This window comes from Streptomyces malachitofuscus (assembly GCF_055571035.1).
The window spans coordinates 190,133-203,692 of record NZ_JBVIGA010000007.1; the positions used below are offsets into that span (position 1 = coordinate 190,133).

The 13,560-nt window shown below is 73.0% G+C and carries 10 protein-coding genes; all 10 read right to left on the bottom strand.

The window, feature by feature from the left end:
• Window positions 1-3: 3 nt before the first annotated feature.
• Genes ACZ44S_RS12890 through ACZ44S_RS12935 form a run of 10 tightly spaced genes read right to left on the bottom strand, consistent with a single transcriptional unit; the run spans window position 4 to window position 13,528 of the window.
• Window positions 4-1,257, bottom strand: coding sequence for a DUF4910 domain-containing protein (locus tag ACZ44S_RS12890; RefSeq protein WP_466928087.1), 1,254 nt, complete (start codon window positions 1,255-1,257; stop codon window positions 4-6).
• A gap of 47 nt (window positions 1,258-1,304) precedes the next feature.
• On the bottom strand, window positions 1,305-2,330 hold the full coding sequence (locus ACZ44S_RS12895) for an NAD-dependent epimerase/dehydratase family protein (protein ID WP_466927805.1): 1,026 nt from the start codon (window positions 2,328-2,330) through the stop codon (window positions 1,305-1,307).
• A 3-nt stretch (window positions 2,331-2,333) separates the two neighbouring features.
• A complete protein-coding gene (locus ACZ44S_RS12900; RefSeq protein ID WP_466927807.1) occupies window positions 2,334-2,981 on the bottom strand; it encodes a PIG-L deacetylase family protein in 648 nt (215 codons plus the stop codon).
• Window positions 2,978-3,772, bottom strand: a complete 795-nt coding sequence (locus ACZ44S_RS12905) for a sugar phosphate nucleotidyltransferase (RefSeq protein ID WP_466927809.1) — start codon at window positions 3,770-3,772, stop codon at window positions 2,978-2,980. Before ACZ44S_RS12905 ends, ACZ44S_RS12900 begins: the two co-directional genes overlap by 4 nt.
• Window positions 3,769-5,019, bottom strand: coding sequence for a class I SAM-dependent methyltransferase (locus ACZ44S_RS12910; protein ID WP_466927812.1), 1,251 nt, complete (start codon window positions 5,017-5,019; stop codon window positions 3,769-3,771). Before ACZ44S_RS12910 ends, ACZ44S_RS12905 begins: the two co-directional genes overlap by 4 nt.
• The gene (locus ACZ44S_RS12915; RefSeq protein WP_466927815.1) at window positions 5,016-6,257 is read right to left on the bottom strand and encodes a glycosyltransferase; all 1,242 of its coding nucleotides are present in this window, start codon (window positions 6,255-6,257) and stop codon (window positions 5,016-5,018) included. Before ACZ44S_RS12915 ends, ACZ44S_RS12910 begins: the two co-directional genes overlap by 4 nt.
• A gap of 2 nt (window positions 6,258-6,259) precedes the next feature.
• Window positions 6,260-7,468: an O-antigen ligase domain-containing protein gene (locus tag ACZ44S_RS12920; protein WP_466927818.1), complete on the bottom strand. Its 1,209-nt coding sequence runs from the start codon at window positions 7,466-7,468 to the stop codon at window positions 6,260-6,262.
• A 1-nt stretch (window position 7,469) separates the two neighbouring features.
• Window positions 7,470-8,990: a right-handed parallel beta-helix repeat-containing protein gene (locus ACZ44S_RS12925; protein WP_466927820.1), complete on the bottom strand. Its 1,521-nt coding sequence runs from the start codon at window positions 8,988-8,990 to the stop codon at window positions 7,470-7,472.
• Between the two features lie 12 nt (window positions 8,991-9,002).
• The gene (locus tag ACZ44S_RS12930; RefSeq protein WP_466927823.1) at window positions 9,003-11,357 is read right to left on the bottom strand and encodes an alginate lyase family protein; all 2,355 of its coding nucleotides are present in this window, start codon (window positions 11,355-11,357) and stop codon (window positions 9,003-9,005) included.
• The gene (locus ACZ44S_RS12935; RefSeq protein WP_466927826.1) at window positions 11,354-13,528 is read right to left on the bottom strand and encodes a bi-domain-containing oxidoreductase; all 2,175 of its coding nucleotides are present in this window, start codon (window positions 13,526-13,528) and stop codon (window positions 11,354-11,356) included. Before ACZ44S_RS12935 ends, ACZ44S_RS12930 begins: the two co-directional genes overlap by 4 nt.
• Between the last annotated feature and the right edge of the window lie 32 nt (window positions 13,529-13,560).

Below are 13,560 nucleotides of genomic sequence, written 5' to 3' on the forward strand. Positions count from 1 at the left end.
GCGTCAGGCCTTGAGCAGTCCGGCGCCGTGCAGGGCCTCGGCCGCCGCGGCGACGGTGTCGAACGGCAGCCCGGACCGCTCCGCGACGTCCAGCAGACCGTGCTCGCCGTCGGAGAGGCTGAGCACCCACAGCATGGCCATCTGGGCCTGCTTGGCGTCGCTGCGGCCGCCGAGCGAGTCGTACAGCCCCCGCCGGCCGAGCTGGGGTTCGCCGTAGGGGCTGAGGTTGACGTACCGCCGGTTGCGGTCCAGGACCCCGAACGCCTCACGGCAGACGGCGAGCGTGTCCGCCATCGCCTCCGGGGAGACGAGGTCCAGGTTGTCCGCCGAGGTGTGGTATTCGGGGTATCCGGCGTACGGGGTCCGGCTGAGCGAGCCCACGCCGAGGTCGAACCCGGGGGAGCAGAACTGCCGCTCGTCGTAGCCGTACGGGGTGAACTCGTCGATGCGGTGCGGGCGTCCGGAGGAGGTCAGGACGTGCCGCAGCACCCGGTCGATCTCGGCGTCGCCGCGCCTGCTCCGCTTGTACGTCAGCCGGCCCGGGTCTCCGGCACAGGCCAGCACAAGACCGTGCCTGACCCGCCGTACCCGCTCGGCGTTGCGGGCGAGCCAGGTGATCGCGCCGATGGTGCCGGGTGCGAACAGGAACCGGTAGGTGTAGTACGGGTTCCGCTCCGCCAGCGCCCGGGCCAGGAACGTCGCCACCGCGATGCCGGCCAGGTTGTCGTTGGCCAGCGACGGGTGGCAGACGTGACCGGAGACGAGCACCTCGTCGGACACCTGCCCGGGGACCACGTGCTCGGCGTAGGTGAGATGACCGTCGGCGAGCGTGGAGTCGACGCACACCTCGTACGTGCCGTCCGGCAGCGCGTCCAGGGTCTCCTGCGCCAGGCAGAACCCCCACTTCGGCTCGTAGTAGCTGGTGCGGTACGGCACCCAACCCGGGTGCTCCGGCAGGGTGTACAGGTGCTCGCGCAGCTCGGCCAGCGGCATCGTCGCCGACACCGGCACGCTGTAGCCGAGCACGTGCAGACTCGACGCGGCGAAGTCGACGACCCGGTGGCCGGAGGCGTCCGCGATGTACGCGTCCCGGATGTTCCACTCCTGCGGCACGGTCCAGTCGAGCACCTGCGTCCCGGTCGGCACCTCGTGCACCCGCAGCGGGATGTACTCCCCGACGATGTCCAAGGTGGCGCGCACCCCGTCGCCGGTGATGCTCCGGCACAGCGGGTACAGCCGCTCCACCAGCGCGTACATCTCCTCGCCGGAGCCGGAGCCGGAGCCGGAGCCGGAGCCCGCCGCGGTCACCGGCGCCACCGCAGGGTGTCGTCGACGGTCCCGGCGTCGGAGGCCGCGCGCAGCACCGCCAGCCGCGTGAAGCGCCGCTCGAAGTCCTCGCGGGTCAGGCCGTGCTCCCGGTAGGCGTCGGCGAGTTCGAGCGCGCCCCGCTTCACCGTCCACTCGCACTCGAAGCCGGGTATCGCGGCCCGGAACCGGGAGAAGTCCACCCGGTACGACCGCGGATCGGCGCCCGTCTCGCCGGTGATCACCACCTTCGCACCGGACACCGCCTCGGCGACCTGCCCGGCGATCTCGGCGACCGTGACGTTGTTGGTCTCGCTGCCGATGTTGAACGCCCGGTCGTGCACCGCCTCCCGCGGCGCGGTGAGCGCGGCGGCGAAGGCCCGTGCGATGTCCGCGGCGTGCACCAGCGGACGCCAGGGCGTGCCGTCGGAGAGCACGAGCACCTGGCCGGACAGCAGCGCGTGACCCACCAGGTTGTTCAGCACGATGTCGGCGCGCAGCCGGGGCGAGTGCCCGAAGGCGGTGGCGTTGCGCAGGTACACCGGGCTGAAGTCGCCGTCGGCCAGCGCGTGCAGGTCGTCCTCCACCCGCACCTTGGACTCCGCGTACGGCGTCACCGGGCGCAGTGGGGCGTCCTCGGTGACCAGGTCGTCGCCGCCGGCGGCACCGTATACGGAGCAGGTCGACGCGTACAGGAAGCGCCGCACCCCGGCCTCACGGGCCAGCCGGGCCAGCCGTACGGAGGCGTGGTGGTTGATGTCGTAGGTGAGGTCCGGCGCCAGCGAGCCCAGCGGGTCGTTGGACAGGGCGGCCAGGTGGATCACGGCGTCCACCCCGGCCACGTGGTCGGCCGTGACGTCGCGCAGGTCCACGCGGTGCCCCGGCGGGTCCTCGGGCCGTGGGCCCAGCACGCAGTCGGCGAACAGGCCGGCGTCGAGGCCGACCACGTCGTGCCCGGCGGCGGTGAGGACCGGGGCCATCACGGTGCCCAGATAGCCCTGGTGCCCGGTCAGCAGTACGCGCAAGGTTCATTCCCCCAGGTCGAGAGTGAGTTTGGTGACGGCGAACGCCTCGGCGTAGCGCTCGTGGCATTCGATGCCGCGGATCCGGGCGAGACCGAGGAACGCCTCCCGGTCGTACCAGGGCCGGTGCCGCTGGGACGGGTAGTGGTCCTGCAGCAGCCGTACCTTCCGTTCGGCGGTGTCCGGCGACAACGGCTGGTACGCGGTCGGACGGCCGAGATCGCCGTCCCACTTGACGATCTCGTAGCCGAGCACGAGGTGGTCGCGGAACGCGGTGGGGATCAGCCGGGCCAGACCGCGGTGGTCCTGGTGCGCGTCGTCGGTGCGCGGGGCCAGGACGAGATCCGGCTCGGTCCGCCCGCGCAGTTCCTCGACGGCGGACTTGGCCTCCTCCCAGTGCGCGGGCACCCGGCCGTCCGGCAGCTTGAGCACGGTCAGCCGCAGATCTGCGCCCGGGCAGAAGGCGGTGAGCGCGGCCTGCTCCTCCCGCTCGCGCGGGCCCCCGCCGCCGGAGAGCACCAGCGCGTCGACGCGGACACCGGGCCGCGCGCGGCACAGCGTCAGCAGGGTGCCGCCGGCGCCGATGGCGATGTCGTCGCAGTGCGCGCCGACCGCGACGATCCGGCCGGTGCCGCCGGCGGTGAGCCGGATCACGCGCCCACCCCCGCGCCGTCCCGTTCCCACACGGCCCACGGGCGGTCGCCCCGGGCGTAGCCGGCGTCGAGCGCGGCCCGTTCCTTCACGGTGTCGGTCGGCTTCCAGAAGCCGCGGTGCTGGTACGCCACCAGCCGTCCGTGCTTGGCCAGTTGGGCGCAGCCGTCGGCGACGAGGTCGCCGTTCTCCGGGATGTGGTCGAAGACCTCCTGGCGCAGCACGAAGTAACCGCCGTTCTCCCACAGCGGCAGCTCGCTCACCGGGGTGATGCCGCCCACCAGCCCGTCGTCGCCGAGGTCCACGCAGTGGAACGAGGACTGCGGCGGCACCACCATCATCGACGCGCCCGCGTCGCGCCGGGCGAACCGGTCGATCATCTCCGGCAGCGGGGCGTCGGTGAGCACGTCGGCGTAGTTGGCGAGGAACATCTCGTCGCCGTCCAGATGGTGCCGCACCCGGCGCAGCCGTTCCCCGATCGGTGACTCGATGCCGGTCTGCGCGAACGTGATCGTCCAGTCCGCGATGTCGGTGGACAGCAGCTCGGTCCGCCCGCCGCGCAGCACGAAGTCGTTGGACGTCGTCTCCTCGTAGGTGAGGAAGAAGTCCTTGATGTGGTGCGCCCCGTAGCCGAGGCACAGGATGAACTCCGTGTGCCCGTAGTGCGCGTAGTAGCGCATCACGTGCCAGATCAGCGGCCGCGGACCGACCATCGCCATCGGCTTGGGCACGTCGTCGGAGGTGCCTTCGCGCATCCGCATCCCGTAACCGCCGCAGAACAGAACGACTTTCATGCTGTGACCTCCCGGGACGCGACCTCGACGACGCTCAGTTCCGGGATCGGGAAGACCAGCCGGCCGCCCCAGTCGTGCACATACGACAGCTGCTCGACCAGCTCGTCCCGCAGGTTCCACGGCAGGACGAGGACGTAGTCCGGCCGGTCGGCGGCGATCCGCTCCGGAGGCAGGACCGGGATGCGGGTTCCCGGGGTGAACCTGCCGTGCTTGTAGGGGTTGCGGTCGACGGTGTACGGGAGCAGGTCGGGCCGTATGCCGCAGTGGTTGAGCAGGGTGTTGCCCTTGCCCGGGGCGCCGTAGCCGACGACCGTCTTCCCTTCCTCTGCCGCCTCGACGAGGAACCGCAGCAGGTCACGGCGCACTTTCGCCACCCGGGCGGAGAACTGGGTGTACCCGGACAGCTCCCCCAGCCCGGCGGCCTTCTCCCGGTCCAGCACCTCGGCCACCCGCCGAGTGGGCTCGCCGGCCGTCTCGGCGGGCCGGGCCCACAGCCGCAGCGAGCCGCCGTGCGTGGGCAGCGACTCGACGTCCACGAGAGCGAGTCCGCCGCTCGCCAGCGCCCGGATCGCGGAGGCGACGGTGTAGTACTGGAAGTGCTCGTGGTAGATCGTGTCGTACTGGTTCTCCTCGATCAGGGTGAGCAGGTGCTGCACCTCGACGGAGACCCAGCCGTCGTCGGCGACCAGGGCCCGCAGGCCCCGGGTGAACCCGACGACGTCGGGGATGTGCGCGTACACGTTGTTGGCCACGACCAGGTCCGCCGGGCCGTGCTCCTCGCGGACGGCGGTGCCCACGGCCGGGTCGAGGAACTCGGTGAGCGTGGGCACACCCGCGTCCCGCGCCGCGGCGCCGACGTTCACCGACGGCTCGATGCCGAGGCAGCGGATCCCGCGCTCCACCATGTGCCGCAGCAGATAGCCGTCGTTGCTCGCGACCTCCACCACGAACGCGTCGGTGCCCAGCCCCAGCCGCTCGACGGCCCCGGCGACGAACGTGCGCGCGTGCTCCACCCACGAGGTCGAGTACGAGGAGAAGTACGCGTACTCCTTGAACGTCTCCTCCGGCGTGATCAGCGGAGGGATCTGCGCCAGCCAGCAGTCGGTGCACACCCGCAGATGCAGCGGGTACGCGGGCTCCGGCAGGTCCAGTTGGTCCGCGGCGAGGAAGCTCTCGCACGGCGGCGTCGCCCCCAGATCGACGACGCTCGCCATCGCTTTCGAGCCGCAGAGTCGGCATCGTGTCATCTGATGTTCCCATCCCCCCTGCCCGCGCGGGTGTCCCCGTCGCGAGCCTGCCCTGACCGACCCGCGATCGCGGAGCGGTACGCGTCCACCAGGCGCTCCAGACCCACCTCCGGGCTGAAACCCTGCTCGTATCGGTGCCGGGCGGCCCGGCCCATCCGCCGGCCCAGGGCCGGTTCGGCCGCGATCCGGCGCAGGCAGGCCGCGAGCGAGGCGGGCTCGCCCGGCCGGTGCAGCAGGCCGGTCACCCCGTCCTCGACGAGTTCGACGAAGGCGCCGTGACCGGCGGCGACGGCCGGGACGCCCGCCGCCATCGCCTCCACGACCACCAGGCCGAACGCCTCCAGCCACGTGGAGGGCGCCACCACGGCGACCGCCCGCGCGACGGCCTGCCGGCACCGCGCGGGGTCGTACAGGCCGACGTACCGGACGTCGTCGCGGCCCGCCGCCCAGGCGGTCACCTCGCGCTCCAGCGGCCCCGCGCCGGCGATCACGAGCGGCACTCCCACCCCGCCGCCGGCGGCGATCTCGTCCCACGCGGCCATGAGCAGCCGCACGCCCTTGGCCTCGGCGAGCCGGCCGAGGTAGAGCAGGTGCTCGCCGTCGCCCGAGCGGCGGACACCCGGTTCCGGCACGAAGTTGTGCTTCACCGCCAGCCGTTCGGCCGGCATGCCGGCCCCGACCAGGACGTCGCGCTGCGCGGCGGAGATGCAGAGGAACCGCTCCACACCGGACCACCACCGCCGCCGGTTGACCGACAGGCCGACCGCCAGGGGCAGCGTCGCCAGCCGGGAGCCCCGGTAGCAGCCGTGCCGGACGGCGGGCAGGGGCGTCGCCCCGACGCACTCGGTGCACGGTCCGCCCTCCCGCTGCAGCGTGCCGGGCGGGCACACCTGGGTGTAGTTGTGCAGCGTGGCGACGGCGGGCACACCGGCGTCGGCGCAGGCGGCCAGCACCGCCGGTGACAGCAACGGGAAGACGTTGTGGACGTGCACCACGTCCGGCCGCTCGGCCCGCAGCCGGGCGGCGAGCTCCCTGCGCACGGCCGGGTTCCACGGCACGAGCAGCGGCACCGCGGCCTTGCGCGGCAGGGACATCGCGGCGATGTCGTCGCTGCGCCGACCGAACACCTCCACCCGGTGGCCGGCTTCGCGCAGCAGCGCCACCTCCTGGTCGACGACCTTGTTCTCCCCGCTCGGCTGCGCCGAGTTGTAGCGGTTGTGCACCACGAGGACGTGCATGCTCAGGTCACCTCCGTCGTCCGGACGGCCCGTCGCGGCGGGAGGGCGGCGGCCGGGGCGGGCGCAGCCAGCAGCGAGGCGGCCACGGCCAGATGCAGCAGATACGGTGAGGCGTCGCCCAGCCCGGCCTCGGTGTACGACGCGATCGCGCAGTAGCTGATCAGGAAGATGGCGCAGGCCCTCGGCACCGACGGCGGCCGCAGCAGCGCCACGCCGCCCAGCACGACGACGAACGCCGCCACCAGGACGACGCCGGTCATGCCCTGCTCGTGGTAGACCGCCAGCCAGCTGTTGTCGATCGGCAGCCCGCCGAAGGACTTGTCGCCCAGCCCCGCGCCGAACAGGTGCTCCGAGGTCGTCCGGGGCGCCGCCAGCAGCGCGTCCCAGACCTTGGCCCTGCCGGTGAGGCTGGTGAAGTTCTCCTCGCTCTGCCCGCGCAGGAACCACGCCTGCACCGCGGAGCCGAACACCACCGTGGCCACGGCGGCGCACAGCACCGTCCAGGTGAAGAACCGGCGGGCGGCGGCGCTGGTCAGGACGAGCGAACCGATCGCCAGCACCAGCCCGACGAGCAGACCGACCGTGGCCGTCCGGGTGTGGGTCAGCGCGAGCAGGACGAGTGCCGGGACGACGACCATCGCCGCGCTGCGCCCGTCGGTACGGCGGCCCAGCACGAGCAGTACGGTCAGGCCGGTGATCACCGCCGCGTACTGCCCGATCTGCGGCGGGGTCAGCGGCCACAGCGCGCCGACCAGCCGCCCGCCGTAGAGGTCGGGCAGCGCGGTGCCCGGTGACACGACCAGGCCGGCGGCGACCGACCCGAGGACCACGAAGTACATCCGGATGTGGTGCCGGACGAACGTCGTGCTGCCGTCCCACCAGCGGCTGACCAGCCACAGTGTGCCGACGAAGAGCGTCAGCCGGGCACAGCGGAACAGCGCGCCGAACCCGGAGTCCAGGTCCACGCTGGAGATCACGCTCGGCACCAGCAGCAGGGTGAGCAGGAACAGGAAGGCGCCGGCCCGGATGCGCAGCCGGAGATTGACCGCGAGCGCCAGGGTGAACGCGGCGACCAGCGCGCCCATGGTGACCATCTGGATGAGGGAGCGGGGCAGCGGGACGACGGTCTCCGCCCCGGCGGAGCCGAGTGTGTTGAGGACCAGCAGCCCCCAGACGGTCCCGACCGTCCTCGGTGTGCGCTCCACGACCATCTCAACCACCGTCCTGCGCACGGAAGGTGCTGCCCGCGTCCTGCCGGTACGGGGCGCCTTGCCACTGCTCGGGGCCGACCACCCGGCTCGGGTCGTGGGCGACGAACTGCCACGGTCCGACGTAGACGTTGTCGTGCCAGCGGTTGTGCTGCTCGCGGGTGATCGCCTCGGCCACCCGCTCACCCCGGTACGGCGACCACTTCGGATAGGTGCCGTAGTTGGCCAGCACCGCCATCCGGTCGCACCGCGTCGTGCAGTCGACGACGGACTTGTCCAGCACGAAGCGGTTGTCGTGGATGTCCACCCGCTGGGTCTTCCACCGGCAGTCGGAGTAGAGCGGTGCGGTGGCGATCGCCGGCTGTGCGCAGCGGGCGGTGTCCTCCACCAGCAGTGTGCAGTCACCGGAGGAGGTGTTGGCGGGGCTGTTGCAGAACCGGTCGGCGTTCTCCCACAGGGTGATCCCGGACCAGTTGTGCTCCAGCACGTTCCGGTGGATCTCGATCTTGTCCGTGCGGGCCCGCACCCGCGGTTCGCCGCCGGACTCGGAGATGTAGACGGTCGCGAACGGGAAGGCGTCGCCGCGGTCGGCGTACCGGCGGCCCTCGACCCAGTTGTTCCGCCGGATCATGTTGTTCCGCACGACCGCGTTGTAGCTGGTCTCGTAGATCAGCGCGGCACCGTCGTTGGCCTCCAGCACGTTGCCCTCGATGCGGAAGTCGTTGTTGTTGGTGTCCGCCCACAACCCGGTCCCGCGGTTGTCGTGCACCCAGTTGCCGCGGATGTCGGCGCCGTCGACGGCCCAGAACTTGACGCCTCCGGTGCAGCCGCAGCCCGGGCGCCGCCGCTCCCAGTCGCCGGTGTTGTTGCCCGTGATCTCGTTGCCCTCGACCACCAGGTCCTCGAGGGGGCCGTCGGCCTTGTAGGCGTTCATGCCGTACTGGCCGTTGTCGCGCAGACAGCTGGCACGGACCTGCTGGCGGGCACCGGCCATCAGCCCGGCACCGGAGTTGTCCCGGATCGTCGCGTGCTCGATCACCCATCCGTCGGCCGAGTCGTGGTTGACCACGCCCTCGTTGTGGGGTGCGACGAAGCCCCGCACGGTCAGATGGCGGATGGTGACGTCACGCGCGGTGCCGCCGAAGGCGTACTGGTTGGTACTGCGGCCGTCGAGCACCGCGCCCGGCGCGCCGACGTAACTGTTCCCGCGCTTGGGGAGGACCTGGGCGTAACGGTCCGGTTCGAGCCGGTGCTTGCCGGGCCGGAGCCAGAACGTGGTGTTCGGGGGGTTGCTCCTGGTCTTCGCGGCCAGGTCACCGGTCACCGCGGGGTCGACCGTCACCGCGCCCGGCGGCGGCTTCTCCGGCCCGGCGACGGGCTTCGCGCACACCCGGGCCACCGGCGCGGCCGGCCCGGCCGTCGGTTTCGGCCGCGCGTCGGGCGTGCTCTCACAGCCGGTCGCGGCCAGCAGGACCAGCGCCAGCGGTGCCACCGCCGTCGCCCGGTGCCGCCACGTGCTCCCCACGAGTCCTCCCCCCTAGCCGCCGAACCCGAGTACGGTCGTGAGTTCCTCCGCGCCGCCGGTGGAACCGGTGCCGACCAGCGTGGTCGCCGGTTCCTTGCGTCCGAAGCCGGGCGAGTACCAGCCCACCGGCGGGTCGTTCTCGCCGCGGTGCGCCCGCCAGGACAGCTGCTCGGGCAGCTCGAGCACCGCGGAGCGCTCCTCGCCGTCCCGGGTCCAGGTGAGCGCGGCCCGGTTCCCCTCCAGGTCCGACGCGATCGCCGGGCCGAGGTGGAACGCCAGGCGCACGGCCCGGCGCGGACCGCGCACCGCGTCGACCACCCGCAACTCCCGGCGCGCGGCCATCAGTTCCACCCGGCGGCGGTGCACGGAGCCCCGGTAGCCGTCGTGCTCGGCGCACCAGCGGGACACGCCCTCGGCGGTCGTGTCCACGGTCAGGACGCGGCTGCGCGCATGCCGGGTCCACAGGAACGGGCCGCCGGAGACGGACTGGTCGGCGCCGTCCAGTTCCAGGGTGTTGTGGCCGAGGGTGGACCGGAAGTACTGCCGCCATTCGGGCTGCCCGTGGTAGCAGTACGTCCCCGGATCGGCGAGCACGTCCACGCCGTCGTGCCGGACCTCAACGGAGAGCGCGTCCGCGTGGGCGTGCGCCGCGATGGACAGGAAGCCGTGCGGACCGCCGTCGCAACGGCACCAGATCTTCTCCGGCCCGCGCAGGATGGTGAGCCCCGCGTCGGGGAAGTGCCCGGGCCGGCTCACCGGCCGGGACACGGCGGGCGCGGGGCCGGTCCTCCGGCCCCCGCCGCCCGTACGCAGCGCGGCCACCACGCTGCCCGCCACCCGCTCCCCGCGTCCGGCCCCACGGCGGAGCCACGCGGCAGGCGACGCGATGCCGCGTGGACGGGTACCGACGACCGCACGGAGCGGACTCCCGGACCCGGCGTCGACCGCTCGGGCCGGCGGGGTCGTGGGCCGGGGTCCGGTGTCGGGGACGGGCCGGTGAGGGTTGTCGGGGGGCGGCGTGCGGGCGGGCCTGTCGGCCGTGTCGTGGGGCTGTCGGGTGAGGGGCGTCGTGGGGTCGGTGTCGGGGAGCCAGCTGTCGGGGTCCGGGCGGAGTTGCCGGGGGAGGGGCACAGGGCGGTTCGGGTGGACGTCCCGGGCCGGTGGGCGGGCGGGAGGTTCCGGATCGGTGCCCGGGCGGATCAGCGCGGTGAGCAGCGGGGTGCGGACATCGGTGGCGGTCACCTCCGGCCACCAGTCGCGCCGGCCGAACACGGCGTCCCCGGTGGCCAGCAGGGAGGCCCAGCGGTCGGTGCCCGCGCCGTCCACGACCAGGCCGTGCCCGTCGTCCGCGTCCCCCTGGCGCGGCGGCCGTAACCGGTTGTCCACGACGGCCGCGAGGGCGTCGGTCATCCGCAGCAGCACCAGCCGGACCGACGCGGGAACCGGTACCCCCGCGGTGTCCGCCTCGGCCACCGCGGCGAGTCCGAGTTCCAGCACCAGCCCGTGGTACTCGGTGGCCAGTTCGCGGTTGAGGCCGGAGCCGAAGGTGTTGGCCCGCAGATGCCGCTCGAGCGACCGCAGCGCGTCGGCCCGCCAGCGGGCCGAGGCGGGGAACCACCCGAACGCGCAGGACGCGGCGAACTGCCCGGCCGCCTCGGCGATGACGTGGTTGTTCGCCGACGAGCCACGGCTGGGGAACGCGGCCAGCCAGCGCTGGTGGTGCCAGATCTGGTGGTGCGCCACCGGGTTGTCCTCGAACAGTCCGGCCGCGCCCGGCCAGCCGTCGAGCAGCCGGCGGATCCACACCCAGGACAGCAGCCGGATGCCCAGCTCGATGCCGCTGGTCCAGTGCACCCCGCGCAGCGGCGCGTTGGCCGACCACCACGACCGCAGATGCTCGGCCACCCGCTCGGCGTACCGCTCGTTCCCGGTGATCGCGTAGGCGGCGGCGAGCCGGGTGAGGTACTGGTGCCGGGACGGTTCCCAGATCTGCTTGATGTCCCCGACCACCTCCTCGTTCCGGTACGGCACGCCGAAGGCGTAACCCCAGGGGGCCCGGCGCCCGGTCTTCGGGTCGTACCACCAGTCCGGGTCCACCAGGTCGTCGCGGTCCACGCCGAAGAACTCGACGTGCCCGGCCATCAGCCGGTCCGCGTCGGCGAGGAGACGCTTCGCGGCGTCCGCGGGCACCGCGGCGATCGCCCCGGCGGGCAGCACCGCGGTGAACCGCGCGCCGGTCACGGCAGGGCAGTCCGGCAGCCCCGACCGCCACCGCCGCCTGCGCACCGTGTCGCCCACCCGGCCGCCGATCTCCCGCGGCCCCATCCGGGACAGCCGCCGCAGGTACCAGCCCGCGCTCATGGTCATCGCGCCCCCGCCAGCGTCACCGGCGCGCCCGCCGCCAGGCCGGCCTCCACGGCGAGGGTGGCCGTCGTGGTGGCCACCAGCGACCGCAGCGGCACCGGCATCGGCCCACCGGTCCGCACCGCCTTGACGAACGCGGCCAGTTCGGCGTTCTGGCCCTTGTCCCGAGCCTGTGGCAGCCGCGAACTGACCCACCGCTTGCGGTCGTACACCGAGGCCCGGACGAAGTCGTCGAGCCGCAGCACCTTGCCGTCCGCGATGAGGTCCAGCGTCTCCTTGGGGAACCCGGAAGGCCCGTTGGTGACGTAGCTGAGGGCGGCGGTGGAACCGTCCGGGTAGCGCAGCACGATCTGCAGGTCCTCGTTGCCGGACGCGGCGACCGCGTACACCGAGACCGGGTCGGCGTCCAGCAGCCAGCTCGCCGTGTCGATGAAGTGCCCGCCCTCGCCGGCGAACCGGGAGCCCTCGGTGCCCTGCCGGAGGTACCAGCTGCCGTGGTCGAGCCGCCCCGCGTTGACGAGATAGCGCAGGCTCGCCGGACCGGTCCGGGCGCCGAACCGCTGCCTGGCCTCCCGCAGCAGCGGCGCGAACCGGCGGTTGAAGCCCACCTGCAGCCGGTCGTTGCCGGACTCCTCCACCGCCGCGAGCACACCGGCCAGTTCGTCCTCGGTGAGCGCCAGCGGCTTCTCCACGAAGACCGCCTTGCCGGCGAGGAGGGCCTTCCTCGTGAGGTCCGCGTGCGTGCTGTGCCGGGTCACCACGAACACCGCGTCGACGGACTCGTCGCCGAGCACGGCGTCCAGATCGGTGGTCGCCCCGGCGAACCCGAACTTCCGCTGGGCGTTGGCCGCGGACAGCGCCGTCGTGGTGACGACCGTGGCGAGTTCGACGCCGTCGCGCCCCGCCAGGTGCGGCAGCAGCATGGACGTCGCGTAGTTCCCGGCGCCGACGAACGCGAGGCGCACGGGCGTCCCGGCCGCCCTCACCGGCCTGTGCCCCGTGCGCACGGCGGGCACGGCCACCAACGGGGCGGCCCGGCCTTCCCCCTCGTGCTCCGCGTACCGGAACAGCACGGCCACGGCCTTCAGTTCGCCGTCCTTCAGACGCTGGTACGTCTTGACGGCGTCCTCGAAGTCGGCGATGTGGGAGACCAGGGGCTCCACGTCGACGCGGCCGCGGGCGACCAGATCGAGGAAGCACGCCAGGTTGCGGCGCTCCGTCCAGCGCACATAGCCGATCGGGTAGTCCCGACCCTCGAGCTCGTACTCCGGGTCGTACCGCCCGGGGCCGTACGAACGGGAGAACCGGACGTCGAGCTCCTTCTCGTAGTACGCGTTCCACGGCAGGTCCAGGCTGCACTTGCCGATGTCGACGACCCGGCCGCGGTCCCGGCTCAGCCGGGCGGCCAGCTCGACGGGCTGGTTGCTGCCGCCGCCGGCGGCCAGATACACCTGGTCCACGCCCAGACCGCCGGTGAGGTCGGCGACGGCCCCCTCGACGGCCGCGGACGCGGGATCGCCGCAGGCCGCGGCGCCGAGGCGCTCGGCGAGTTCGCAGCGCACCGGATCGGGATCGGCCCCGACGACCCTCACCCCCGACGCGGCCAGCAGCTGCACCACCAGCTGCCCGATCAGCCCGAGGCCGATGACCAGCGCCACGTCGCCCAGCTGCGGCTCGCCGCGGCGCACCCCCTGCAATGCGATCGACCCGACCGTGCCGAAGGCCGCGTGCCGCGGCGCGAGACCGTCCGGCACCGGGGCGTAGAGGTTCTTCGGCACCCAGTTCACTTCGGCGTGCAGCGCGTGCTCGTTGCCGGCGCAGGCCACGAGGTCGCCGACCGCCACGTCGTCGATGCCCGCGCCGACCTGCTCGACCACCCCGCACAGCGAGTAGCCCAGCGGCGTGTAGGAGTCCAGCTTGCCCATCACCTTGCGGTAGGTGGCGGGCACCCCGTTGACGGCCACGCTCTGCACGACCTTGGCCACCTGGTCCGGCCGGGAGCGGGCCTTCCCCAGCATCGACATGCCGGCCTCGGAGACCTTCATGAGCTCGGTTCCGGTGGAGATCAGCGAGTAGGCGGTCCGCACCAGCACCCCGCCCGGCTTGCAGCCCGGCTCCGGCACGTCGAGCAGTGCCAGTTCGCCGCTCTTGTAGTTCTGTACGACCTGTTTCACCCGAAGTCCTCTTCGTCTCTACGCCGTCTGTC